The organism is Streptomyces thermocarboxydus (assembly GCF_024760485.1).
Taxonomy (GTDB): domain Bacteria; phylum Actinomycetota; class Actinomycetes; order Streptomycetales; family Streptomycetaceae; genus Streptomyces; species Streptomyces cellulosae.
In genome coordinates this window covers 7,012,679-7,037,719 of sequence record NZ_CP058273.1, presented here as the reverse complement: position 1 = coordinate 7,037,719, position 25,041 = coordinate 7,012,679, and the positions used below count along the sequence as shown (strand labels likewise).

The following is a 25,041-nucleotide window of genomic DNA, read 5'->3' as shown; positions in this document are numbered from 1 at the left end:
TCCTGATGACCCCTGAGTCGAACGGGCGTGCCCGAACGCTCCTCACCGACCGGCCCGAGCTGTACGAGGCCCGCTTCCCCGACCCCGGCCGCCTCGCCGGGCGCTGGGTGGAGGACTGTCTGAGGCGGCACGGCGGGGGACCGCGTGTGCTGGACATGGGCTGCGGCACCGGCCGCGACGCCGCCCACCTGCACCAGGCGAACCGCCGGGTGACCGCGGCCGACCTGTCCGAGCCGATGCTCGCGTACGCCCGCGCCCGCCATCCGGGGCCGGAGTACGTACGAGCCGATCTGCACGGCTTCGACTTCGGACCGGTGGTGTTCGACGCCGTCGTGTGCCTGGACAGCGCGCTGCTGTACTGCCACACCAACGAGCAGCTCGACCGCTTCCCGCAGGGCTTCCGCCCCGCCGCACCGCCGACGCCGACCGGCTGCACGTCGTGGCCCGTCTCGCCCGGCCGTGACACCGCTTCTCTCTTTTTCTCCCACGGACAGAAGGAGTTCCTCATGCACGACGACTCTGTTTCTCCCCTGCCCCTCGACAGTCGCTTCCGGGGACTGCGCCGCCGCGGCTTCCTCGCCGCCACGGGGGCCGCCTCGCTCGGCGCGTTCTCGCTGGCCGGGTGCGGCGGCTCCAGCGACGGTGGTGATGATCCAAAAGCGGGCGGCACGCCGCAGCGGGGCGGGCGGCTGCGCGCCGCGTTCGCGGGCGGCGGCGCGGGTGAGACACTCGACCCGCACCGGGCCAACCTGTTCGCCGACGCCGCCCGAGCCAAGGCACTCTTCGACAAGCTCGCCGACTACGGCCCCGACCTGGCCGCCCACCCGCGCCTCGCGGAACGCTGGGAGCCGAACAGGACGCTGGACCGCTGGCAGGTGACGCTGCGGGAGGCGACCTTCCACGACGGCCGCCCGGTCACCGCCGAGGACGTGCTGCACAGTTACCGCCGGACAGCCGACCCGCGGGAGGCGTTCCGCGCGAAGGCGTCGCTGGAGCCCATCGACCTCGAGGCGAGCCGGGCCACGGGCCGGCGGTCGGTCGAGTTCGTGCTCAAGCGGCCCACCGCCGAATTCCCCAACGTTCTGGCCGCGTTCGGCGCGTACATCGTGCCCGCGCATTCCGACGACTTCGACCGTCACCCCGTGGGCTCAGGTCCCTTCCGGTTCGTGTCGTTCGCGCCGGGCCGTTCGGCGGTCTTCCGCCGCTACGACGACCACTGGGACGGCGCTCCTTACCTGGACGAGATCGAGTTCGTCGTCGCCAACGAGGAGTCGGCGCGCGTCAACGCGCTGCTCGGCGGGCAGGTCGAGTACGCGCACGAGCTGAACCCGACGACGGCCCGCGCCCATGAGGGCAAGGGGCAGATCGACATCGTGCGGCTGCGGAACAGCGCCATGCAGGCGTTCTGCATGAAGACCGACCGGCCGCCCTTCGACGACGTGCGGGTGCGGCGGGCGTTCTTCCTGATCGCCGACCGTGAGGAACTGGTGGACGCCGCGCTGTCCGGCGCGGGTGAGACGGGCAACGACCTGTTCGGCAAGGGGTACGAGTACTACGCCGACGGTCTGCCGCAGCGCGAACAGGACCTGGAGCAGGCGCGCTTCCTGCTCAAGCAGGCGGGCGCCGAGGACCTGCACGTCACGCTGGACACCTCTGCCGTCGCCGCCGGCTTCACCGAGGCGGCGAGCGTCTTCCGCGACCAGGCGAAGCGGGCGGGCGTCACGGTGGACGTGCGGATGGGCAGCAAGGACTCGTACTGGAGCGACATCCTCGACGGCGGCACTCTGTCCTGCTACCGCTCCGGCGCCATGCCGATCGAGTCGCACATCTCGCAGCGCCTCCTCACCGACTCCACCACCAACGCCACCCACTGGCGGCACCGTGACTTCGACGCGCTGTACCGGCAGGCGCAGTCCACCCGGGACACCAAGGATCGCGCCGCCGTGTACGAGCGCATGCAGCGCCGGCTGTATGCCGAGGGCGGGTTCCTGGTGTGGGGGTTCGCCGACTGGATCATCGGAACGGCACGCAGGGTGCGGGGAGTTGAGGCGAACGCGCCCGCCAACACGCTGGACTGGGCGCGTTTCGACAAGGTGTGGCTGGCGTGAGCGGACTGCGCTCGTTCGTCGCCCGGCGGCTGCTGCTCGGGGTGGCGCAGATCGTGGCCGTGGTGCTGCTTGTCTTCGCGCTCACCGAGGCGCTGCCTGGCGACGCGGCCGTCGTCCTCGCCGGTGACCAGCCGGACCCGGCCCGGATCGAGGCGATCCGTACGGCCATGGAGCTGGACCGGCCCGCGTGGGAGCGGCCGGCGGACTGGGCGGCGGGCCTGCTCCACGGTGACTTCGGCACCTCGCTGACGTCCGGGCGCCCGGTGGCGCAGTACCTCGCCGACGGCTTGGGGCCTACGTTGCTGCTGGCCGCGCTCACGGTGATGTTTCTCGTGCCGACGGGCGTCGGGCTGGGTGTGCTGGCCGCGCGGTACGAGGGACGGGTCGTGGACCGGCTGATCAGCTCGGTGACGCTCGCGGTGTACGCGGTACCGGAGTTCGCCCTGGGGGTGCTGCTGGTCACGGTGTTCGCGCTGCGGCTGGGCTGGCTGCCGCCGACGGCGGTCGGTCACGGCACGGACCTGCTCGCGCACCCGGGCGTGCTGGTCCTGCCCGTCCTCGTCCTGGTGGCGCGGCCGGTGTGCTCCCTGGTCCGGCTGGTGCGCGCGGGCATGATCGACGCGCTGGCGTCGCCGTACGTGGCGCATGCGCTGCGGTACGGGGTGTCCGTCGCCCGTGTGCACTACCTGCACGCGTTGCCACACGCTCTGGCGCCCGCGGTGCAGCAGCTGGCGCGGACGATCGACTGGCTGCTGTGCGGGGTGGTGGTCGTGGAGACGCTGTTCGTGATTCCGGGGCTGGGCACCGTCCTGCTCGGGGCCGTGGGCGAGCGTGACGTGCCGGTGGTGCAGGGGCTGGCGGTGGTGTTCGGGGTGGTCACCGTGGTGCTGAACCTGGGTGCGGACCTGATCGCCCACCGGCTGGCTCCGCGGGCGGGGGTGGCGGCGTGAGGGGGCGGACGGGGCGGTTCGTGCTGGGGGCCGTTGTGGTGACCGTGCCGGTGGTGATCGCGTTGCTGGGGCCGATGCTTGCGGGTCAGCCTCCGGCGCGGGAGGCGTCGTTCACCGAAGGTGATGGGCGTTGGTTCGGCACGGATTTCGTGGGGCGTGATGTCTGGTACCAGGTGCTGCACGGCGGGCGGTCGGTCGTACTGACGGCGCTCGCGGCCACGGCGCTGGCCTGTCTGGTCGCGGTGCCGTTGGGGCTGGTCGGGGCGCTCACCCACCGTCGGCTGGTGGAGGAGCTGCTGATGCGGCCGCTGGACGTGCTGCTCGCCGTGCCGTCACTGCTGCTGATTCTGCTGGTGGCGACCGTGTTCTCGCCGGGGGCCGTGGGGCTGGCGTTGCTCGTCGCTGTGGTCAATGTGCCGGACGCGGCTCGGCTGGTACGGGCCACGGCCACGGAGATCGCGGCGCGTCCGGCCGTGGAGGCGCTGCGGATGCAGGGTGAGACGTGGTGGCGTATCGCCGTCGGTCATGTCGGGCGTTCGATGCTGCGCACCTTGGCCGCGGACGCCGGCACCCGGCTGACCGGGGTGCTGTATCTGGTCGCCACGGCGGCGTTCCTCGGTGTGGGCGCGGCGCCCGATGCCGCCGACTGGGCGGTGATGGTCGACCGGAACCGCACGGGTCTCTTCGTGCAGCCGTGGGCCGTCGTCGTGCCCGCGCTGCTGATCGTCGCCCTCACCACGGGCACCAACTTGCTGTTCGACGCAGCGCTCGACAGGCGGGGGCGGAGTCCGAAAGGGGAACGTGTCCGTGAAGCGTGAGAGCGGTGCGGGAGTGAAGCCCGTGGCCGAGGTGCGCGATCTGCGGGTGGAGATCGACGGGCGGGCGATCGTGGACGGGGTCAGCTTCCGGGTGCTGCCGGGGCGGGTCACGGCACTCGTGGGTGCGTCGGGGAGCGGGAAGACGACTACGGGGCTTGCGCTGCTCGGGGAGTATCCGGGCGGGGCTCGGGTGAGTGGGGAGGTGCGGGTGACCGCCGGTGGGGCGGTGGGACGTACGACTGGAGGGCCGGTGGGGCGCACCGGGGAGCCGGTGGGGTACGTGCCTCAGCATCCGGCGAGTGTGTTGGCGCCGGCGCGGCGGGTGGACGCATTACTGACGGACATCGCACGGCCGCAGGTGCGGCATGTGCGGAGTGGGAAGCGGCGCGCTGCGGCGCGGGAGCTTGTCGTGCGGGCGCTGGAGGACGCGCAGTTGGCGGACGCGGAGGCGGTGTTGCGGCGGTATCCGCACCAGTTGTCGGGGGGCCAGCAGCAACGGGTGGTGCTGGCGCAGGCGTTGCTGCTCGGGGCGCAGATTGTGGTCGCTGACGAGCCGACGACGGGGCAGGACGCTCTGACCAAGCGGCGGGTGGTCGAGCAGCTCGCGGCTCTCGCGGGGCGTGGGATCGGCGTGGTGCTGCTCAGCCACGACCTGGACGTCGTGCGGGCGCTCGCGGACGAGGTGGTGGTGATGCGGGCGGGGCGGGTGGTCGAGTCGGGACCGGTCGAGCAGGTGTGGGCGGCGCCGCGTCATCCGTGGACACGGGAACTGTTGGACGCAGAGGGTGGGTCGACCTCGTTCGACGGCTGGGGCGCTCGGTCTCGGCGTCCTGTGGTGCGGGTGCGTAGGCTGGCGGCACGGTACAGGGACGGTTCGCGGTCCGCGTCGGTCGTGCTGCGTGTCCCGGCACTGGATGTGCACGCCGGGGAGTGTCTGGCGGTGGTGGGCCGTTCCGGCAGCGGTAAGACGACGCTCGCTCGGTGTCTCGCCGGGCTGCATCGGGATTTCGAGGGCGATGTCCGGCTGGACGACACGGTGTTGCCCCGCAGTCTGCGTCGTCGGACACGGGGGCAACTGGCGGGCGTGCAGTACGTGTTCCAGGACGCGCACGCCGCCTTCGACGCGTACCGGCCGGTCGTGCAGCAGGTGGCCCGTACCGCCGTACGTCTGCGGGCAGCGGACGCGGAGGCGGCGGAGCGGGAGGCGGTGAGGGTACTGGCCAGGCTTGGTTTGCCGGAGGATTTGGTCCGGCGTCGGCCCAGCAGGCTGTCCGGGGGTGAGCTCCAGCGGGCCGCGCTTGCCCGCGCCTTGCTGGCCCGTCCCCGTGTGCTGCTGTGCGACGAGATCACCTCGGGGCTTGACGTGGTGACTCGCAAGGAGATCTTGGCGACTTTGGCGGATGTGGTCCGTGAGCAGGGCGACCTGGCGCTGGTTCTCATCACTCACGACCTCGCCACCGCTGCCCTGGCTCACCGTGTCGCCGTCCTGGACGCGGGTGAGGTCGTCGAGGAGGGCCCGGCGCTGGAGGTTCTGCGCAGTCCCCGGCATCCGTTCACCCGGTCGCTGGTCGGTACGGCGGAGCCAGCGGCGAGTCCGTGAGGGCGGGGGTGCCGCTGCCGGGGTCGGTCAGCCGTCCGTCTCGGGGCCGCCGACGTCCAGTACCGGGTGGAGCAGCGGGCGTTTGGCCGTGCGGCCGTCACCGGACGAGCGGCCGCGCAGGCGGCGGAGCAGCCACGGCCCCAGGAAACCCGCCAGCCAGTGGAGTTCGGTGCCGACGGCGCGCAGGCCGGTGGGCAGGCTCTGAGGCGGGAGGGGGTGGGTCCAGGTGTCGTCGCTGCCGGGAAGCCGGAGGGCGTGGGCGAGGGCGGCGGCGATGCGTTCGTGACCGAGCGGGCCGGCGTGGAGGCGGTCGGAACTCCAGAGGCGGGGGTCGCCCGCGACCGGGTGGAGGGCCGTCTCCGCGACGACGACTCCGTGCCGGCGCGCGGTGCGGCGTATGCCCTCGTTGAGGGCGGTGACGCGCGGGATCAGCGGGCGGGCGACGGGGCAGACACGGGAGAGGTCGGGGATGGTGATCGTGGCGACCGTGGCGCCCTGCTCAGTGAGCGCTCCGAACATGGCGTCCAGGTGGGCGCAGACCTGGTCGGCGTCGAAGCCGGGTCTCAGCAGGTCGTTGACGCCGGCGACGACGGTGGCCAGGTCGGGGCGCAGCGCGAGGGCGGGGGCGAGCTGCTCGGCGTGGACCTGGGCGGCGAGGCGGCCGCGTACGGCCAGGTTGGCGTACTGGAGGGCGGGCTCGTGCCGGGCCAGGTGCTCGGCGAGGCGGTCGGCGAAGCCGCGGAGGCCGGTGAGGTCGTCGCCGTCGCCGACGCCCTCGGTCTGGCTGTCGCCGAGGGCGACGTAGCGGAGGTAGGTCGTCTCGGTATCGGACGTCTTGGTTACGGGCGTCTCGGTATCGGACGTCTCGGTCCCTGGCGTCTCGGTGTCGGGCTTCTCGGTCCCCGGCGTCTCGGGATCGGGCTTCTCGGTCCCTGGCGTCTCAGTTCCGGGCACGGGTGTGCCGCCTCTCTTCCAGTACGGCGACGGTCCGCAGGCACCAGTCGCGGTTCTCCTGCTCGAAGGCGATGCCGCGCAGGCAGGTCAGGTAGGGGCCGATGCGGTCGCCGTGACGGAGGAAGTCCTCCTCGCTGCGGTCGCCGCGCAGGCGCCGGAGCAACGCCTCGAACAGCTCGATGCGGGCGCGCGCGATCTCGGCGCGTTCGGTGAGCTGGTCGATCAGGGTGGCGGTGTCGACACTGTCGGCCGCCTGGACCTTGACCATGAGGTCGTCGCGGACGAAGACGGGCCTGGCGGAGGCGGCGGTGAAGTCCTCCAGCTCGGCGAGGCCGGCGTCGGTGACATGGAACAGCCGCTTGTTGGGGCGGCTCTCCTGCACCACCTCGCGGCCCGCGACGAGGCCCTGCTGCTCCAGCCGGGTCAGCTCGGCGTAGAGCTGCTGCGGCTGGGCGTACCAGAAGTTGGCCACGCCGACGTCGAACGCCTTGGCCAGCTGGTAGCCGCTGAGCTCGCCGTCGAGCAGTGCGGCGAGCACGGCGTGCCGGAGTGCCATGCGGTTCCTTTCCGGGTGCCGGTGTCCTGCCTCTGTCGCACGGTGCGGGCCCCATGATAGTCATCTTTCTGACTACTCACATCCATGACTATCGAGGTGGTGGCGTCCGTGGACACCGTGGAGCGTTTCCGTGCAGCCGTCGACGCGCGTGATCTGGCGGGATTGGAGGATCTGTTCACCGATGACGTGCGGCTGTACAGCCCGGTGAAGTTCACGCCCTTCGACGGCAAGGCGATGGTCATGGGGCTGTTCGGCGTGCTGCTGCGGACCTTCGAGGACTTCCGGTACGTCGGGGAATACAGCGGGGCGGCGCAGACCAGTGCGGAGGGGGTGACATTGCCGTCGGCGGTGCTGGTCTTCCGGGCGACGGTGGGTGGGAAGGAGATCCACGGGATCGATCTGCTGCACTTCGAGGAGGGCGGGCGGATCAAGGAGTTCACCGTGATGGTGCGGCCTCGCTCCGCGGTGGAGGCGTTGGGGGAGGCTGTGCTGAAGGGGTTGGTGGCGGAGGGGCTTGCCTGAGTGGAGGCGGCTACGGGGCGGGGTTGCCGCGGTCGGGTGCGGGTGCGTTGGGGCTGGTCGCGCAGTTCCCCGCGCCCCTCGAGGTGTTGGCCTCGGCTGTGCCGTAAACGGCTCAGGAGTGGCCTCTACTGCCGCTGCGTTGCGTAGGGCTGGAGGAGTTGGTCTACCGGGGCGTAGTCGTCGGTGAGGACGGGGGCGGCGCCGAGCCAGGTGGTGAGGGCGTCGCCCGTGACGGTTTTCCAACCGGTGCTGCGGGCGTCCAGTGCCTTCTGGACTGCCGTCAGGTCGAACGGATGGCCCGAGGCCACGGCGACCACATTGCCGCCCACGGGGGCGTCCGTGTGGGGCAGTCCGATGTCCGCCGGTTCGCCCAGGAGAGCTGCGTGTGCGAACACCTCGCGCAGCGTCGCCAGTTCCGCCTTCGCGAAGGCCTGCTCGCCGTGGTCGATGAGGTTGACCACGTAGAGGCCGTCCGGGGCGAGCGCGCGTCGTACCTCCCGAAGTGCCTCCACCGTGGTGAGGTGCCAGGGCACGCTGACTCCGCCGAAGGCATCGCCGACGACCAGGTCGAGGGAGTCGGTCGCCGGCCTCTTCAGGCCCAGCCTGCCGTCCTCAGTACGGACCTCGATACCGAGGTCCGGCCGCAGTCCGAGCCGTTCGCGGTCGATGCGTACGACGCCGGCGTCGATCTCCGAGACCACGCTGCGTGTGCCCGGGCGCGTGGCCGCGAGGTAGCGGGGCAGGGTGAGGCCCCCTCCGCCCAGGTGGTGGGCCGTGAGCGGCCTGCCCTCGGGGAACGCGGCGTCGGTCACCGACGCGACCGCCTTGACGTACGTGAACTCCAGATGGGTCGGGTCGTCGGCGTCGACATACGAGTGCCGTACGCCGTCCAGGACGAGCGTGCGGCCCCCCTCGCGGGCGGGGTCGGCGACGACCTCGGCGCAGTGGTACCGCGTCTCGACGTCGCAGCCGCCCGGCGCCACCGAGGCGGCCAGGCCACCCGCCGCCAGGACCAGCGCCAGGGCGGGCGCGGCGCCGCTCCGGCCGCGCAGGCGCCAGCCGGCCAGGACCGACGCGACCACCAGCAGCGCACCGAGTCCGAACAGGATGCCGCTCACCGGCAGACGCGACAGCAGCACGAAGCCGGTCAGGACCGTGCCGACGATCGACCCCACCGTGCCGACGCCGGACAGCCGGCCGACGACCGTGCCCGTCTCGGCGAGGCTGGTGAGCCGCACCTTCGTCACCAGCGGCGTCACCGCGGACAGCAGCGCGCCCGGCACCAGGATCGTCAGCGCCGCGACCAGGATCAGCAGCGGCCTCGCCCACTCCGCGACGCTGCGCAGGACGGCCGGTGTGAGGGCCACGACCGCGCCCGAGACGCCGAGCGCGGGGGCGAGGAGCCGCAGCGGGTCGACCTGGTCGGCGATGCGGCCGCCCAGCCACGAGCCGAGCGCGATCGCCGTGAGGGCGATGCCGATCACCAGCGTGCTGGTCTCGAGGGTGAGGCCCAGGTACGGGGCCAGCAGGCGCAGGGCGACGATCTCGACGACCAGCACCGCGGCCGAGGCCCCGAACACCAGCACTGCGGCGGTACGGGGCCCCAGTCCGGGGCGGCTGCGCGTACTCTCGGCGACGGGCGAGGAAGACAATCCGGTCACGGGCGACATCCTTGCACGCGGGCAGCCACCGGCATGCCGCCTTGCGCGCGACCTTCGCAGACGACCTCGGCCGGGCCGGCCTCGTTCGCGCCCATCCGGTAACTCGACGCCGGACAAGGGAAGTCACCGGCGTTCTGCTTGCCGGTGCGGCAGGAGAGGTCTCCGGTGGTCCGGGGTGCGCCGGGGCGTCCGGGTCCGCCTCCGGCCTCCGTCCCGGACGGCGTGAAAGTCACGTGCGCCGGCCCCCGCCGCGGCCCCATCATGACCTGATGAAGGCACGCTTTCTCGGCATCCCCGAGTTGACGGACGTACCGGACGTGGCCGTGGTCGTGGACGTCATGCGGGCGTACACGGTGGCCGCCTGGGCGTTCGCCCGGGGCGCCGGACGGATCGTCCTCGCCGAGTCCCTGGAGGACGCGCTGGCGCTGAAGGTACGGCATCCCGAATGGGTGACCTTGAAGGACGGCCCGCCCGCGCCCGGCTTCGACCTGGTCAACTCCCCCGCCCTGCTGCGGAACACGGACCTGTCCGGGCGCACCGTCGTGCAGAAGACCACCGCGGGAACCGTCGGCGCCCTCGCCGTGAAGGACGCCTCGCTGGTGCTGTGCGCGAGCTTCGTCGTCGCCGAGGCGACGGTCGCGGTGCTGCGGGCGCGCGCATCCCGCGAGGTGACCTTCGTCGTCACCGGCGGGAGCGGGGGCGCCGAGGAGGATCTGGCGTGCGCCGAGTACATCGCCGGGCGGGCCGACGGGGACGTCATCGACGCCGACCCGTATCTGCGAAGGGCCGCCGCGTCGCGTTCCGCCTCCGAGCTGACGCAGGGCCTGCGTGCGGGGTCCATCCCCGAAGACGTCAGCCTCTGCCTGGAGTTGGACCGGTTCCCCTTCGCGATGGCCGCCTCCGTCGAGGACTCCCTCATGGTGCTCCGGCAGGTCACGCCGGCGGGCTCGCCCACGGCCTGACATCCCGGCCACGGTCGCCGGACAGCGGTCTCCGTCACGGGTATTGACAACGATGTCAGGGCCGTGATCTAGTCCGCTTCCGTCCAGCCCGGTGCGACAGGTGAGCAACAGGAGCCGCTTCCATGGATTCACCCCTCCACAGATGGCGCCGACGAGCGTCGACCGCGCTCGCCGCGCTCGTCGTCACCGGGGCCGGTCTCGCGCCCGCCCCGGCCCTCGCCCAGCCGTCGTCGCCCGCGTCGGCGTCCGCGTCCGGTGAACAATTGACCTCCCTGGTCAACCCGTTCATCGGCACGCAGAACTTCGGCAACACCTTCCCCGGCGCCAGCGCGCCCTTCGGGATGGTGCAGGTCAGCCCGGACACCGGCGGGCAGGGCGGGTACGACTACCAGCAGGACAAGATCCACGGGTTCAGCCAGACCCACCTCTCCGGCGTCGGCTGCTCCGTCATGGGTGAGCTGCCGCTGATGCCGACCACGGGCGCCGTCGACACCGTGGATCCGAATGCGTACCGGTCGACGTACTCGCACGACGACGAGAAGGCCGAACCCGGCTACTACCGCGTCGGGTTGAAGACGTACGACATCGACGCCGAGCTGACGGCCACCGAGCGCACCGGGTGGCAGCGCTACACCTTCCCCTCCACCGACCGGGCCAACGTGCTGTTCAACACGGGCAAGGCCAATCAGCGGGTGTACAGCTCGGAGGTGCACGTCGTCGGTGACCGGACGGTCGAGGGCCGGGTCGAGGCGGGCAACTTCTGCGCGGGCAAGGACCGGCACACGGTCTACTTCACGGCCACCTTCGACCGCCCGTTCACCGCGCACGGCACCTGGCGGGGCTCCACTCCCCGACCCGGTGAGCGGGACGCGGCCGGTGAGGGCGGCAACGGCGCCTGGGTGACGTTCGACGCCGAGGAGGACCGTGACGTCGTCGTCAAGGTCGGGCTGTCGTACACGGGGCCCGAGGGCGCCCGGAAGAACCTGGCGGCGGAGACGGCGGACTCGTACGACTTCGACGCCACGCGCGAGGCGTTGCAGGCCACGTGGGAGCGGCAGCTGGCCTCGGTGAGGGTGGACGGCGGGCCGGCCGAGCGGCGGCGCGCGTTCTACTCGGCGCTGTACCACGCGCAGTTGCACCCGAACCTCGCCGGGGACGTCGACGGGCGGTACGCGGGCTTCGACGGGAAGGTGCACACGGCGGACGGGTTCACGCCGTACCAGAACCTGTCGTTGTGGGACACGCACCGGCCGCAGAACCAGCTGCTGCAACTGCTGGAGCCGAAGGTGGCGCGGGACGTGGCGCTGTCGGTCGTGGCGATCGGGCGGGACGGCGGCTGGCTGCCGCGCTGGTCCCTCGCCAACAGCGAGACCAACATCATGACGGGCGACCCGGTGACGCCGTTCCTGGTGGAGGCGTGGTCGAAGGGGCTGCTCGCCGGTCATGAGCAGGAGGCGTACGCGCTGCTGCGGAAGAACGCGCTGCGGACGCCGCCGGACGAGTCCCCCTACAACGGGCGTGCCGGCATCGACGCCTATCTGGAGCTCGGGTATGTGCCCAGCGGGCTGGAGCTGGGGAAGGACTGCCCGGACAAGGGCGGCGACAACGACTGCGTGCACCCGGCGTCGGCGACCCTGGAGTACGCGGCGGCGGACGCGTCGCTGGCGCTGATGGCGAAGGGGCTGGGCCGCACGGCCGACGCGCGGATGTTCGCGGCGCGCGGGCAGTGGTACCGGAACCTGTGGGACTCGTCCGTCCAGCAGTTCCGGCCGCGCACCACCGAGGGCACCTGGGTGACGCCGTACGACCCGGTCGAGGCGGGGCACCAGTTCCACGAGGGCGGCGCGTACCAGTACCAGTGGCTGGTCCCGCAGGACCCGGCCGGTCTGGTGTCGCTGATGGGCGGCCGGAAGAAGACGGAGGAGCGGCTCGACGCCTTCTTCGCCTACGACAAGCTGCTGAAGGACCCCGCGAGGACCGCCCGCGAGGACTGGATCTCCGCGCCGTACGACTACTACGGCAAGCCGACCTACAACCCGAACAACGAGCCCGACCTGCACGCGCCGTACATGTATCTGTGGGCGGGCGCGCCGGCGAAGACGGCGTCCGTGACCCGTGCGGCGATGACGCTGTTCACGGACGGGCCGGACGGGATGACCGGCAACGACGACCTGGGCACCATGTCGGCCTGGTACGTCTTCTCGTCGCTGGGTCTGTATCCGGTGACGAACGGCGGTGACTATCTCGCCGTGTCCTCCCCGCAGTTCCCGTCGGCGGAGATCCGCATCGGCGCGTACGGGAAGCTGCAGGGCGGCACCCTCACCGTGAAGGCGCCCGGGGCGAGCGACACCCGGCGCTACGTGAAGCGGGCGGACTTCGGCGGCAAGGACCTGCGCGCCACGTGGCTGGACTGGGACGCGGTCGCCAAGGGCGGGCGGCTCGCCTTCGAGATGAGCGACAGGCCGTCGGCGTGGGGCACCGGCAAGGGTGCCGAGCCGCCGTCGGTGAACCGCGCGGCCGCCGACTCCCGCCGTCACCTCGACGCGTCGCTGCGCACGTCCGCCGATGTGGTGCCCACGTCGGACAAGGCGCAGGAGGTGCGGCTGCGGCTGGACGTGCTGGGCCAGGCGCCGGGCGCGCTGCGGGTGAAGGTGGCGGCCGAGGCGCCCCGCGGGTGGACCGTGAAGACGTCGGGCTCCTTCACGCTGGCGTCGCACCGGCTGCCCGTGCAGCGGACCGCGACGGTGGACGTGGGCGTACCGGCCGGGACCGAGCCGGGCACGTACACCGTGCGCATCACGGCCGGCGCCCCTGGGGTCAAGGCGGTGGAGCGGGTCGCCACCGTCGAGGTGCGCGAGGCCGCGCGCTGTGCCGGGGACGGCGGTGAGCGGTGCGCCGTCGACCTGGGCAAGGAGCTGAATCACGACGGCACCGCTACCGTCACGGCGTCCGGCGAGGGCGACTTCGACGGCGGCGGGTGGAGCTACGACGGCGACCTGCTGCCGGCGGCGGGCCCGGTGGTGTGGGACGGCGTGACCTACCAGGCGCCCGACCCGTCCGGCACGGCCGCGAACTTCGTCGAGGCACGCGGTCAGGCCATGCTGCTGCCGGCCGGTTCGTACGGCACGCTGCGGCTGGTCGGCGCGTCCCACCACGGGCCGGTGACGACGGACCTCACCGTCCGCTACACCGACGGCACCACCGTCGAACTGCCGGTCACCGTCGGCGACTGGGCGGGCTCCACTCCCGCGGGCAGCTCGGTGGCGCTGGAGATGCCGCACCGGATCAAGCGGGGGCAGGGCGTGGACGGGCCGCCGGTGCGTCTGTTCGCCGCGTCCGTGGCCCTCGACGCGTCGAAGACGGTGCGCTCGCTCGGGCTGCGGAACGACACGCGGGTGCAGATCTACGCCCTCACGCTCGGATAGCCCCCAGCTCGGGTAGCCCCCACCCGAGGCCGGGCGTCCGTGTCCCGTGACACGGACGCCCGGCTTGTCACGTTCCGCCCGGTGTGCGCGGTAGCGTGCGGGACGAACCGAGGCGTCGTGACCTGCGGGCCCCGAGCCGCGCGGACCAGTGAATCGAGGTGGCCGCCGATGGGCGTGGAGAGCGTCCTGCACCCGAGCCTGATCGTCCCCGTGGGACACGTCGAGCCCGTGCCCCGCCGGGTGCGCGGGTTCGTGGACGGGCACGTCGTGTTCGACACGCGCCGCGCTCTGTACGTGTGGGAGTGGGCCGGCTATCCGCAGTACTGCGTGCCGCGGGACGACCTGGCCGAGGCGTGGCTGATCGACGACGACCGGACGGAGCACCTCGGCGCGGGGCCCGCGCGGCGCCATTCGCTGCGCGTGCGGGACGCGGTGCGGGAGGGCGCGGCCTGGGTGTGGCAGGACGGCGCCCCGGAAGCGGTGCGGGGCACGGTCCGCTTCCGCTGGAACGCGCTCGACGCGTGGCTGGAGGAGGACGAGCCGGTGTACGTCCATCCGCGCAGCCCGTACGCCCGGGTGGACGCGCTGCGGTCCTCCAGCCGGGTGCGGGTGGAGATCGACGGGGTGGTTCTGGCGGACGCGCCCCACTGCGTGAAGCTGTTCGAGACGGGCCTGCCGACCCGCTACTACCTCGACCGCGCCCACATCAACTGGCCGCTGCTGCGCCGCACGGACCACGTCACCCAGTGCCCGTACAAGGGCACGACGAGCGGCTACTGGTCCTTCGACGCCGGCACCGGCCCGCACGAGAACATCCTCTGGGCGTACGACTTCCCGACCACCCAGGTCTCCCGCATCGCGGGCCTGGCGGCGTTCTACAGCGAGTACGTCGACCTGTACGTGGACGGCACCCTCCTCCCCCGCCCGACGGGCACACCGGGGGTGCCGGCGCGGGCGGAGGGCAGGCGCAGCTGAGAGGGCCGCCCGTCGTCCTCACTGCCGCGTACACCGCGGGCGCGGGGTTACCCGGGCCCGCCGGCTCGGTGAACGGCTCAGGACAGCGGGCGGCAGTACAGCGCGTCCGGAGTTCGGGCAGACCCGATGCGGCCCGTCCAGGCCATGCCTGCCGCGTACTCGTCGTCCGCGCACTGGCCCTTGTAGTGGCCCCGGGCGAAGTCGCCGCCGTTGGGGGAGGTGCCGCGGTTGTCGGCGCGGTCGAACCAGACCGTGCGGCCGCCCGTTCCGGTGAGCGTGCCGGGGGTCGCCTTGCGGCACAGGGCGGACGAGACGGCGGCGCCGCGCACGCTGTAGCCGGTGAGGAAGTGGCCGTCCGCGCACTGGAATTTGGTGTAGCCGGATGCCCAGTCGCGGCCGGGGGCGACGTGCCGTTCGTCCTTGACGACCTCGTGGGCGCCGCCCGGGTCGTCCAGGGCGCCCGCGCGGGCGTCGGTGCACAGGCCGCGGTTGCCCGTGTGGCTCAGACCCGCCAGGCGGAGGCCGTCGGGGCAGGCCGCCTTGCGGGCGCCCGGGTCCCGGTCGGGCAGCGCGCGCATCCTGCGTGAGGCGACGAAGTCGGCGTGGTCGGGGCTGAGCATCGCCCACTCGGTCACCGGCGGGACGTGACCGGTGCGGGCGGGGGCCTCGACGAGGCGTCGCCAGGCGTTCGAACGCCAGTCGTCGCCGTCGTGGACGGCCATGCGCCGGCCCTCGGCGTCCCAGTGGAGGAGGGCCCAGCCGTTGCCGCGGCGGTTCTCGTGCCATCCGACGAGGGGCCAGTACGCGAAGTCGACGTCGGCGCGGACCAGTTGGCCGACGAAGTTCTCGAACCAGGCGCGCGGGGCCGCGCCGGTCTCCTCGCGTCCGCCGACGCCGAACTCGGAGATCCACACGGGGGCGGTGTAGTGGCGGCCCACGTCGCCGGCGACGTAGAACGCCTGGCGGTCGAGTACGTCGGCGAGTTCGGCGGGGGTGAGGTCCTGGTAGCGGGGGTCGCTGGTCTCGCCGATGCCGGTCGCGCCGGTGTGGCGGGGGCCGGTGTAGCCGTAGAAGTGGGCGGAGTAGACGAGTTTGCCGGAGTCGACGAGGGTGTGGGACAGGTCGCGTACGGGTTCGAGGGTGGGGCGTCCGTGCGGGAGGCCGTCGACGGGCAGGCCGGTCCAGTTGATGCCCTCGACGATGATCAGCAGGTCGGGGTTGGCCTCGGTGAGGATGCGGTCGCCGGCCCTTTGGCTCGCGGCGAACCAGTCGTGCCGGTCGCCGAGGCCCCAGTTGGGGTCGTCCCAGACGCTGCGGCGGACCTCGTTGTAGAGGTCGGCGCCGACGACGCGCGGGTTGTCGCGGTAGCGGCGGGCCATGAACAGCCAGTCGTTCTCCCAGGTCTCGTCGGACCGGCTGGCGTTCCAGCGTTCGTTGCCGTCCACGCCGCAGCACCAACGGGTGGTGTTGGTGTGGTTGTTGAGGATCACGGCGAGACCCGCGTCGGTGAGGGCGCGCACCACGGCGTCGTACACCTGCAGCGGCGTCTTCCCCTCCAGTTCCGGGTTGGCGGTGACGGCGTCGGCGGTGACCGGGCGGGTGTCGTGGATCATCTCGTTGGAGAAGGGCAGCCGGACGCTGTTGATCCCGATCTCCCGGAAACTCGCGACGATCTCGGTCATCGGGGCGCGGTCGAGGCCGAGCGGGACGCGGTGGGAGTTCTCGCCCGCGTGGTGGTTGGCGTCGTCGTCCGCGCTGCCGCTGCCGTTCCAGGTGCCGCTGGCGCCGTGCCAGTTGCCGGAGCGCAGCTTGAAGCGGTCGCCGTTCGCGTCGACGATCCAGCGGCCCCGTGTGCTGAGCGGCGGGGTCCAGTCGGCGGGTGCGGCGGCGGTGTCCTCGGCCGGCGCGGGTGGGCGGGCCGCCGCGGGGACGGGCACCGAGAGGGCGATCAGGACAAGGACGGACGCGATCTTCGGTACCCAGGAACCTCGCACGGCCGCCGCTCCCTCCACGAAGGTCATCTCATGATGCGGTCATGACACACCGAAGGTCCATACCTGGGCGGCGCCGCGCTCGCCCGGGCCGGCCGGGACAGCGCCGTCATTGTCCCTACGGCCGCCGCTTCGGCCATCCGCACGCGGCCTCCGGGGCACGTCCGCGACCGGCGGGCGTGTGGCGTGGCGGGCCCGTCCGGTCGCACCCAGCATGAGGAGGTGCCCCGCCGGACACGCGGACGCTCCGCCGGTGCGGGGGCGTCCGCGTGTCCGGCCCCTCGAAGAGGAGCGTGCCCATGCCCTTCAGCCCGCTGGAGCAGCGCGGCATCCCGCTGGACCGCCAGCTGCGCAACTGGCGCGAGCTGAACGTGGAGCCCATCGACCCGGACCGCTGCGACCCGTACACCCGCTGTCGGGTGATCACCATGAACGGGATCGAGGTGGAGGCGCTCCTGTTCAGCCACCAGCTCGCCCGCAACACCGTCGACCCGGAGATCAAGCGGCAGCTGGCCCAGACCCGGTACATCGAGGCGCAGCAGCAGAAGGTGGTCAACTGGCTCCTGCCCGGCCTGTCCTCGGTGCTGGAGACGACCATCGCGTACGAGCAGGTGGCCGTGGACCTGACCGCGTGGGTGGCGCGGATGGAGCCCGACCCGTACCTCAAGCAGGCGTACCAGTTCGGTGTGCTGGAGGACTTCGACCACCTGTACCGGTACGCCAACCTGTACGAGATGATCGAGCACCGCAAGGCCGAGTCGATCGTCGACAACCTCACGGAGGTCATGCCGGGCCGGCCCACGCGGTACCACCACCGCGACCCGGTCGACAACGTCCGCGACCCGTACGCCAAGGACCAGGCGGACCCGCTGTCGAAGCTGCACGCGCTGACGATCATGTCGACGGAGCAGCAGACGATGAACTTCTACATGAACACCGGCCCCACCTACATGGAGCCGATCGCCCGCCAGCTCTACCAGGAGATCGGGCTGATCGAGGAGGAGCACGTCACCCACTACGAGTCCCTGGTGGACCCGGGTGAGACCTGGTGGGAGCAACTCGTCAACCACGAGTACAACGAGTGCTACCTGTACCACTCGTTCATGGAGCAGGAGAGCGACCCGAAGGTCAAGGCGATCTGGGAGCTGCACCTGAACATGGAGCTGGAGCATCTGCACATCGCGTGCGACCTGATGCGCCGGCTCGACGGCCGCGAGCCCGCCGAGGTGCTCGCCCCCGAGCTGCCCAACGTGCTGACCTTCGAGCCGAACAAGGCCTATCTGCGCGAACTGCTCGACACGCAGATGGACCTGACCACGCTCGGGGCCGGCTATGTGCGTGAGGCGCACGAGCGGTTCGAGAAGATGCAGGAGCGGATCCACGGCGGTGAGAATCCGCCGAGCGACCGGGTGATGCACGAGCACGACGACATGTTCGGGCGTGAGTACCGCGTGCAGACCGAGGGTGAGCACCCCGACCCCGCGCAGCGCGAGAAGTAGGAAGGGGACGGGCATGTCCGAGTTGAAGACCCCGCAGGCCGGGGACGACCGTTCCCTGGACGACGACGTCGTCTCCCTGCTGATGCGCCAGCACGGTGACATCCGCAACCTGTTCGACGAGGTCGAGGCCACCAGCGGCGAGGAACGCCGGGACGCGTTCCGGAGGCTGGTGCGGCTGCTGGCCGTGCACGAGACCGCCGAGGAGGAGGTCGTCCATCCCTTCGTGCGGCGCTCGGTCGCGGGCGGCCAGGAGATCGTCGAGGACCGGCTCAAGGAGGAGCGGGAGGCCAAGGAGATGCTGGCCGTGCTCGACGACATGGACCCCGACGGGCCCGACTTCCTGCCGAAGCTGATCGAGCTGCGGCGCGACGTGCAGATGCACGCCCGGGCGGAGGAGCGCTACGAGTTCATCCACATCCGGCGCAGCACCGACGTCACCGACCTCGCCGCGATGGCGAAGGCGATCAAGGCGGCCGAGGCGATGGCGCCCACCCGGCCCCACCCGGGTGTCGAGTCCGGCGCGAAGAACATGGCCCTCGGTCCGGTGGCCGCACTCATGGACCGCACCAAGGACACCGTGCGCAAGGCGATGGGCGGAAGCTGAACTCTCCGCGGCGCCGGGCTGACCGGCGCCGCGCGGGGTAGACGGCGAGCGGCAGCCGATCGTTCGGAAGGACGGACCGCACCGTGAGCACCTCTGACCCGTTGGCCGGCACGGCCGCCGCACGACGTCCCGAGCCCCGGCGGTCGCTGCTGGTCTGCGCGGTCGTCGGGGCCGCCGTCATGGCGGCCGTGGACGAGATCGTGTTCCACCAGCTGCTGCACTGGCACCACTTCTACGACCGCTCCACGTCCGGCGTGGCGCTGCTGTCGGACGGGCTGCTGCACACCGCCGAACTGCTGGCGCTGGTCGCCGGGTTCTTCCTGTACGCCGATCTGCGGCGACGCGGAGCACTGGCCCCCGGCCACGCCTGGAGCGGGGTCTTCCTGGGCGCGGGGGTCTTCCAGGTGTTCGACGGCATCGTGGACCACAAGGTGCTGCGCGTGCACCAGGTGCGGTACGGCGTCGACGTCACGCCGTACGACTGGGCCTGGAATCTGGCGGGGCTGCTGCTGTTGCTGGTCGGGGGCGTGCTGCTGGCGCGCGCCCGGAGGGCCGGAGGGCGGCGGCCGTCGTGACCGCCGGTCCGGTGGCGCCTCCTCTCGCGCTCGGGTGTGTGCTCGCCGCCGTGGTGTACGCGGTCGGCGCCGCCCGGCTGCGGAGGCGGGGTGACGCCTGGCCGTGGCGGCGGGACAGTGTGTTCGCGGCGGGGTGTGCGGCCGTGGTGTGGGGGCTGGCCGGTCCGGTGCCCGGCGGGCCGTTCACCGTGCACGCCGGCCGTCATCTGCTGGTGGCGATGGCCGGCCCCGCGCTGCTCGCGGTGGCCCGTCCGCTCACGCTCGTGCTGCGGCTGCTGCCGCCGGGCGGTCCGCGCCGCGGGCTGTTGCGGGTGGCGCACTCCCCCGCCGCCGGGTGGCTGCTGTTTCCTCCGGTCGCCGCGGCCGTCGACCTGGGCGGGTTGTGGCTGCTCCACCGGACGAACCTGTGGGCGGCCGCGCACCACGACCCGCTGCTGGGCGGTCTGCTGGAGCTTCACATGCTGCTGGCCGGACTGCTGTTCGCGATGGCCGTCTGCCGGCTCGACCCGGTGCGCGGCCGGTGCGGTCTGCCGCTGCGGGCGGTGACACTGCTGGCGGCGGGTGCGGCGCACGCGGCCCTGGCCAAGAGCCTGTACGTGACGGGGCCGCCGGGGACCTCGTTCGCCGCGGCCGATCTGCGGGCCGGGGCGCAGCTCATGTACTACGGCGGGGACGTCGTGGAGGTGTTCCTCGCGCTGGTCCTGGCCGTTCAGTGGTACGCGACGACCGGGCGGCGCCGCGCACGGCAGGCGGTGCGGGACGCCGTTCCCGTGGGTGCGCGCTGACCCGGCGGTCTCACAGGCGTACGACGATCAGCGCGATGTCGTCGCGGCCGCCGTCGGCCACGCCCAGGCGGGTGAGCAGGGTGTCGGCGAGGGGCTCCGGGTCGAGGTCCGCGTGGTGGGTGACCGCGTCGGTGAGGCGCAGCAGGCCCGCGTCGATGTCCTCGCCCCGGCGTTCGATCAGGCCGTCGGTGTAGAGCACCAGGGTGTCGCCGGGGGCGTAGGAAACGGTGGCCTGGGGGCGCGGGGTCTTGTCGGTGAGGATGCCCAGCGGCGGGTCGGTGGCTTGGTCCAGCAGGATGGCCGGGCCGTCCCGGCGCCCCAGCACCGGCGGCGGGTGGCCTGCGCAGGTGTAGGTGACGGTGCGGGCGCGGGTGTCGACGACGGCCTTGGCCGCAGTGGTCGCCAAAGCGCCCTCGAAGGTGCGGGCGTACCGGCTGAGGAGGTCCATCGCCGCGCCGGGTTCGCGGATGGCGCGTACGGCGGCGGAAAGGGCGCTGCGCAGCATGCCCATGACGGCGGCGGCCTCCAGTCCGTGGCCGACGACGTCGCCGACCGCGACGGTGAAACTGTCGTCGTCCAGGTCCACCACGTCGTACCAGTCGCCGCACACGTTGAGGGACCGGGTGGCAGGCATGTAGCGCACGGCGATGCCGCGGTGCGCGGCCAGGTCCGGGGCGTGCAGCATGACGTCCTGGAGGGCGAGCGCGGTGCGGCGTTCCCAGTCGTGGGCGGCGCGGAGCTTCTCGTTGGTCTCCTGGAGCTGCCGCGCCTTCGCGTACAGCTCGGCCTCCGTGACGGCCCGGGTGCGCGTCCGGCCGGTCGGTGTGTCGTGAACGGGGCGGGACAGCAGGAACTCGGTCATGTCCTCGACCCGGTGGACGATCCACTCGATCTCACCGTCGGGGCCGAGGACGGGCGTGTTGACGGGCGACCACCAGCGTTCCTGGAACTCCCCGGGGCGGCCGGGCACCGGGAGGTCGTAGCGCTGCATGGCGAGCGCCTCGGGCTCCTTGGTGCGCAGGACGCGCTGCAGCGAGGCGGCGAGGTTGCGGATGCCGTCCGCCGCCGGGTCCTCGGGGTTGTCCGGGTAGACGTCGAAGAGGTACTGGCCGATCAGCTCCTCACGGGTGCGGCCGGTCACTCTGAGGTACATCTCGTTGACGTCGACGACGGCGAGATCGGCGTCCAGCACCAGGTAGGGGTTGGGCAGGACCGAGAAGAGGGCCTGGTGGTCGACCCGCGCTTCACTCATGTGCGGCCTCCCGTCCGGCTCCGGCGCAGTCACCGTCAGTATGCGCCGCGAAGGCCGGGTCCGTCGGGTGGCCGGGCTCCGCAGCGGTGCCGATGAGTTCGGCGGGCCGGCGGAGTCCCCACCGGAGGAGGCGGCGCACCGGCGCCGTGCCCGGGAAGCGGGAGCGGACACCATGAAGCTGACCACCATCACCCACGTCTCCGTCGACGGCGTCATGCAGGGCCTCGGCCTGGCCGACGAGGACCGCCGCGGCGGTTTCGAGCGCGGCGGCTGGGCGCTGCCGCTGGTCGACGAGGAGACCATGACGCACCTCGGCGGGGTGTACGGCCGCGCCGGCGCGTTCCTGTTCGGGCGCAGGACCTACGAGATCTTCGCCGCCTCGTGGGGCGCCATGGCCGACCCGGAGGACAATCCGGTCGCGGGGCCGCTGAACGCGCGGCCGAAGTACGTCGTGTCGAACACGCTCACCGATCCGGGCTGGGCGCACACGACCGTGCTGGCCGGTGACCCGGCCGCCGCCGTACGGGAGCTCAAGGAGCGGATGCCCGGTGAGCTCCAGGTGCACGGCAGCGGGCAGCTGGTGCGGTGGCTGGCCGCCGAGGGCCTGATCGACGAGATGCTGCTGCTGACCTATCCGGTGATCGTGGGCCAGGGCACGCGGCTGTTCCCGGCGGACGGCCCGGACAGCGCGCTCGGGCTGGTGGACTCATGGGCCACGCCGGGCGGGGTGACGTTCCAGATCTACCGGCCCGCGGGCCGGCCCCGGTACGCCACGGAGGTGCCGCCCCGGCCGTCGTGACCCGCCGATGGCGCGGGGTCGGAACGACACGCGGGTCAGAACGGCATCTTGCCGCGTGCGCGGCGGCCGGCGGAGCCGCTGCGGCCGACGGCACGGGAGCTGGAGCTGAAGGGCTTGCTGAGGAGCCGGCCCAGCGGCCCCGGTGCCTTGGAGCCGGCGCGCGAGCCGAGACCCAGGGTGCGTTGCGTCCCGTTCTGCGGGTGCCGGGACAGGCGTGGCACGAAGAAGGCGAGCACGGCGATGACCACGCAGACGGCGATGATGCCGACGACCATCATGAAGTCCTCCAGGGTGGGGCGGTGGGCCGCGGACCGGGCGGTCCGTGCGACCTCTCGTTCCCCCTCCCGACGCGAACACGCTTCCGGATCCGGTGCTGCGCAGCGCCGGGCGCGGCTCGTGTGTGGCTGGTCGCGCAGTTCCCCGCGCCTTCGGAGGGTGCTTGCGCCACAGCCGCTCAAGGCGCCCCGCCGCCGCTGCCGCCCTCGCTCCGGGCAGCCCTGCCTCCCCAGTGCCTCAAGGGCCTGGGAGATGCCGCCGCACCGTGACCCCCACGTGATCACCAACGCGTAAGGTCCCCTGGGCCACCGTCGGTTGGTGGCGAAAGGGACGAGGACGGGGCACGGGGGGCGGGACATGGAGTACCGGCATGCGGCGATACCGGCCGTGGCGGGCGGACTGATGCTGACGTTGCTGCTGTGGTGGGCGGGGGCGAGCGCCGACGCGCTGGACCTGGACGGCGCCACCGGCGCGCTGGGCATCGAGACGGCCAACGCGCTGCGGTCCTGGCTGAACCCGTGGGCGTACGACCCGCAGCCCGGCGCGTCCGTGGCGGTGACGGCCGACGGAGCCAGTTACGTAGCCCTGCACGACACGGCGATGCAGATCCGCTTCGTCGCCGTGTTCCTGTTCTACGCGGCCGGGGCCCTGCTGCTGGTCCGGCGGCTGCCGGCGGAACGCGGCCGGGCCTGGCAGGCGCTCCTCGCGCTGTGGGCGTGGGGCGTGGTGGCGGGGACCCTCGCGGTGACCGTGTCGGCTCCGTGGATGATCGCGTCGGGCGGGCGCGGAAGTTACCGGTTCCTGCCGCAGCTCGCCGCGCTCGCCTCGACCGGGCGGACGGTGCTGGTGCCGCTGGCGCTCGCCGCGTCGGTGTGGACGGTGTTCGTGACCCGCCTGGCACTCAAGAACGCCGAGCCGCAGCCGCGCGGGGACGTCCCGGCGCGGACCGCCGTCGTCGCCGCGACCATCGGGACCGCGGTCGTCGCCGTGTCCGTGGTGGTGCTGTCGTACCAGGCGAACGCGGCGCGCATTCAGACGACGTTCACGGGCGGGGGGTTCCTCTCCGAGCCGGGTGATCTGCTGCGGCAGTGGCTGCTGCTGGGCGCCTGGTCCGGTCCGTCGGGGGTCGGGCTGTGGGACTGGCTGCTGGTGCGGTTCGGGGACGTGCTGCTGCTCGCGGTGGTGTGGTGCGCGCTGCGGTGGCTGCCGGGGATGCTCACCCGGGTGTCGGTCCCGGCGATGGCGGTGTGCACGGTGTGCGCCATTGTTCTGGGATCGCTGGTGCGGCACCTGTGGCGCGTGATGGTCGTCGACGGCGGGACGACGTCCTGGCATCTGCTCCAGGCCGCGTCCGGGCTCGGTGACGGGACGAGCGCGGCGGTGCTGTGGGGCACGCTCGCGGGCGTCACGGCCACGGTGGTGCTGAGGGTCACGGGGCGAGGAGCGGAGGAGCCCGCACCGGCGGCGACGGACGGTGCCGGTTCCGGCGGGTAGGGTCGGTGCCGGTCGTGTCCGCCGGAGCCGACGAGGAAGCGCATGATCGACGTCGAGGTGGTGCAGCTTCTGGTGTCGCCCGCGCACCGGCTGGCCGGGCGGCCCTCGGAGGGGCCCGCGCCCGGACCGGACGACGAGCGTGTCGGGCGCGCCGAGGTGCGGGCGCGCCTGGGGCTGGTGGGCGACCGGTACTTCGCGCAGGCCGCGCACCGGGACGCCTCCGTGACCATGATGTCCGCGGAGAACCTCCCCACGGACGTCGATCCCGCCGCCGACCTGCGGCAGACCCGGCGCAACGTACTGCTGCGGGGTGTCGACGTCGACGCGCTGATCGGCGCGACGGTGAGCCTGGACTGCGGGGAGGGACCGGTGCGGTTCTCGCTGAACCGTCCGGCGCGGCCCTGCGCGTGGATGAACGTCACCGTCGGCCCGGGCGCGCAGAAGGCGCTCCGGGACAAGGGCGGGGTGCGGTGCACGCCGCTCGACGACGGCGTCCTTCTCGTCGGTCCTGCCCGGTTCGAGGTGCTGTCGGAGCCGGCCCCGGGCCGGGGGCGTAGGACGGCGGGGGCATGGTCGGAGCGCGCCCCCGCCGTAAGCCGCGAGGATGTCGTGGCGCCCCGCCCCGCACCGGGCGCCGTAGGACGAGGGGCCGCTACTTGATCACGGCGTTGGCCCCGATGATCACCAGCCCGATCAGCATGTCCCCCGCCCCCGCCCGAAGCGAGGCCGGCCAGGTGCGGCCGGCGCGGCGCGCGGTCCACATGCCCCATCCGGCGAGGATCAGGGTGTTGACCACCAGCGCGACCTCGACGGCGTCGGCCTCCGTCCACCAGTCGGGGACCGCGATCAGCAGCAGCACGATCGTCGGGACCGCCGCCGCGACCACCGGCCACTCCGCGAGCATGGCGCGCACGCCGGCCGTCAGTCCGCCGGGCTGGGCGGACATGCGGTGGGAGAGCACGTGCGCGTAGCCGTGCGCGGCCGCGGCGGCAAGGGCGGTGAGCAGCACCCACAGGGCGTCGGAGCCGGGGCTGGTCTGCTCGTCCGGTGAGTCGAGGGCGGCCGCCAGGGCGCTGGCCAGGACCAGTCCGTAGACGCCGCTCAGCAGGCGGGGTTCCGGGAGAAGCCGTTCGGCGGCGCGTGGGGCGTCCGGCTGGGGCGACGGGTGGGCGGGTTCGTGCATCGCGGGCGGCCTCCGGCGGGAGGGGCGGGACAGGGCGGCACGGCAACATGTG

General features: G+C 72.6%; 22 protein-coding genes. 15 read left to right on the top strand and 7 right to left on the bottom strand.

What is annotated here, in order from left to right; translation table 11 throughout:
• Positions 1–5 precede the first annotated feature (5 nt).
• From AY578_RS32200 to AY578_RS32185, 4 genes are read left to right on the top strand one after another with little or no spacing between them, the layout of a single operon-like run.
• Positions 6–2,108, top strand: a complete 2,103-nt coding sequence (locus AY578_RS32200) for an ABC transporter substrate-binding protein (protein ID WP_258906761.1) — start codon at positions 6–8, stop codon at positions 2,106–2,108.
• Entirely contained in the window at positions 2,105–3,058 is a 954-nt protein-coding gene (locus AY578_RS32195; RefSeq protein ID WP_028960402.1) for an ABC transporter permease, read from the top strand. Before AY578_RS32200 ends, AY578_RS32195 begins: the two co-directional genes overlap by 4 nt.
• The gene (locus tag AY578_RS32190; protein ID WP_037953763.1) at positions 3,055–3,876 is read left to right on the top strand and encodes an ABC transporter permease; all 822 of its coding nucleotides are present in this window, start codon (positions 3,055–3,057) and stop codon (positions 3,874–3,876) included. Before AY578_RS32195 ends, AY578_RS32190 begins: the two co-directional genes overlap by 4 nt.
• Positions 3,877–3,898: 22 nt before the next feature.
• Entirely contained in the window at positions 3,899–5,476 is a 1,578-nt protein-coding gene (locus AY578_RS32185) for an ABC transporter ATP-binding protein (protein ID WP_199781960.1), read from the top strand.
• A 27-nt stretch (positions 5,477–5,503) separates the two neighbouring features.
• On the opposite strand, the gene AY578_RS32180 is transcribed toward AY578_RS32185, so the two are convergent.
• Both AY578_RS32180 and AY578_RS32175 read right to left on the bottom strand, forming a co-directional pair.
• A complete protein-coding gene (locus tag AY578_RS32180; RefSeq protein WP_028960399.1) occupies positions 5,504–6,430 on the bottom strand; it encodes an SGNH/GDSL hydrolase family protein in 927 nt (308 codons plus the stop codon).
• Positions 6,417–6,986 carry a PadR family transcriptional regulator gene (locus AY578_RS32175; protein WP_028960398.1) on the bottom strand — a complete coding sequence of 190 codons (570 nt, stop codon included), beginning with the start codon at positions 6,984–6,986 and terminating at the stop codon, positions 6,417–6,419. Before AY578_RS32175 ends, AY578_RS32180 begins: the two co-directional genes overlap by 14 nt.
• Before the next feature lie 84 nt (positions 6,987–7,070).
• Here AY578_RS32175 and AY578_RS32170 point away from each other — a divergent pair, with 84 nt between their 5' ends.
• Entirely contained in the window at positions 7,071–7,508 is a 438-nt protein-coding gene (locus AY578_RS32170; protein ID WP_037953760.1) for a nuclear transport factor 2 family protein, read from the top strand.
• Between the two features lie 125 nt (positions 7,509–7,633).
• Here AY578_RS32170 and AY578_RS32165 read toward each other — a convergent pair whose 3' ends face one another.
• Complete coding sequence (locus AY578_RS32165) at positions 7,634–9,178, bottom strand: fused MFS/spermidine synthase (protein ID WP_078611450.1); 1,545 nt, start codon at positions 9,176–9,178, stop codon at positions 7,634–7,636.
• Positions 9,179–9,438: 260 nt separating this feature from the next.
• On the opposite strand from AY578_RS32165, the gene AY578_RS32160 reads away from it, so the two are divergent.
• The 3 genes from AY578_RS32160 (at position 9,439) to AY578_RS32150 (ending at position 14,531) form a co-directional block, all read left to right on the top strand.
• On the top strand, positions 9,439–10,131 hold the full coding sequence (locus AY578_RS32160; RefSeq protein WP_019523614.1) for a 2-phosphosulfolactate phosphatase: 693 nt from the start codon (positions 9,439–9,441) through the stop codon (positions 10,129–10,131).
• Between the two features lie 122 nt (positions 10,132–10,253).
• Entirely contained in the window at positions 10,254–13,556 is a 3,303-nt protein-coding gene (locus tag AY578_RS32155) for a GH92 family glycosyl hydrolase (RefSeq protein ID WP_258906750.1), read from the top strand.
• A 168-nt stretch (positions 13,557–13,724) separates the two neighbouring features.
• Positions 13,725–14,531 (top strand): DUF427 domain-containing protein, encoded by an 807-nt coding sequence (locus AY578_RS32150; RefSeq protein ID WP_019523616.1) that lies wholly within the window; start codon positions 13,725–13,727, stop codon positions 14,529–14,531.
• A 77-nt stretch (positions 14,532–14,608) separates the two neighbouring features.
• Here AY578_RS32150 and AY578_RS32145 read toward each other — a convergent pair whose 3' ends face one another.
• Positions 14,609–16,552, bottom strand: coding sequence for a cellulase family glycosylhydrolase (locus tag AY578_RS32145; protein ID WP_019523617.1), 1,944 nt, complete (start codon positions 16,550–16,552; stop codon positions 14,609–14,611).
• A 269-nt stretch (positions 16,553–16,821) separates the two neighbouring features.
• Between AY578_RS32145 and AY578_RS32140 the strand changes: the two genes are divergently transcribed.
• From AY578_RS32140 to AY578_RS32125, 4 genes are all read left to right on the top strand, one after another.
• Positions 16,822–18,021 carry a hypothetical protein gene (locus AY578_RS32140; protein WP_019523618.1) on the top strand — a complete coding sequence of 400 codons (1,200 nt, stop codon included), beginning with the start codon at positions 16,822–16,824 and terminating at the stop codon, positions 18,019–18,021.
• A gap of 13 nt (positions 18,022–18,034) precedes the next feature.
• A complete protein-coding gene (locus AY578_RS32135; RefSeq protein WP_019523619.1) occupies positions 18,035–18,625 on the top strand; it encodes a hemerythrin domain-containing protein in 591 nt (196 codons plus the stop codon).
• A gap of 83 nt (positions 18,626–18,708) precedes the next feature.
• Positions 18,709–19,200, top strand: a complete 492-nt coding sequence (locus AY578_RS32130; protein WP_026243649.1) for a DUF2243 domain-containing protein — start codon at positions 18,709–18,711, stop codon at positions 19,198–19,200.
• A gap of 11 nt (positions 19,201–19,211) precedes the next feature.
• Entirely contained in the window at positions 19,212–19,985 is a 774-nt protein-coding gene (locus tag AY578_RS32125; protein WP_258906744.1) for a cytochrome c oxidase assembly protein, read from the top strand.
• 10 nt (positions 19,986–19,995) lie between these two features.
• On the opposite strand, the gene AY578_RS32120 is transcribed toward AY578_RS32125, so the two are convergent.
• Entirely contained in the window at positions 19,996–21,237 is a 1,242-nt protein-coding gene (locus AY578_RS32120; protein WP_028960390.1) for a PP2C family protein-serine/threonine phosphatase, read from the bottom strand.
• Between the two features lie 172 nt (positions 21,238–21,409).
• Here AY578_RS32120 and AY578_RS32115 point away from each other — a divergent pair, with 172 nt between their 5' ends.
• Entirely contained in the window at positions 21,410–22,036 is a 627-nt protein-coding gene (locus AY578_RS32115; protein WP_161108633.1) for a dihydrofolate reductase family protein, read from the top strand.
• 35 nt (positions 22,037–22,071) lie between these two features.
• Here the strand turns inward: AY578_RS32115 and AY578_RS32110 are convergent, their stop codons facing one another.
• A complete protein-coding gene (locus AY578_RS32110; RefSeq protein WP_020700063.1) occupies positions 22,072–22,314 on the bottom strand; it encodes a DUF6411 family protein in 243 nt (80 codons plus the stop codon).
• 355 nt (positions 22,315–22,669) lie between these two features.
• On the opposite strand from AY578_RS32110, the gene AY578_RS32105 reads away from it, so the two are divergent.
• Together AY578_RS32105 and AY578_RS32100 are read left to right on the top strand one after the other, a co-directional pair.
• Positions 22,670–23,806, top strand: coding sequence for a hypothetical protein (locus tag AY578_RS32105; RefSeq protein WP_258906742.1), 1,137 nt, complete (start codon positions 22,670–22,672; stop codon positions 23,804–23,806).
• Positions 23,807–23,848: 42 nt separating this feature from the next.
• The gene (locus tag AY578_RS32100; protein ID WP_019523626.1) at positions 23,849–24,466 is read left to right on the top strand and encodes a hypothetical protein; all 618 of its coding nucleotides are present in this window, start codon (positions 23,849–23,851) and stop codon (positions 24,464–24,466) included.
• On the opposite strand, the gene AY578_RS32095 is transcribed toward AY578_RS32100, so the two are convergent.
• Complete coding sequence (locus AY578_RS32095) at positions 24,459–24,989, bottom strand: hypothetical protein (protein WP_137210075.1); 531 nt, start codon at positions 24,987–24,989, stop codon at positions 24,459–24,461. The two genes, AY578_RS32100 and AY578_RS32095, sit on opposite strands and share 8 nt — an antisense overlap.
• Positions 24,990–25,041 lie beyond the last annotated feature (52 nt).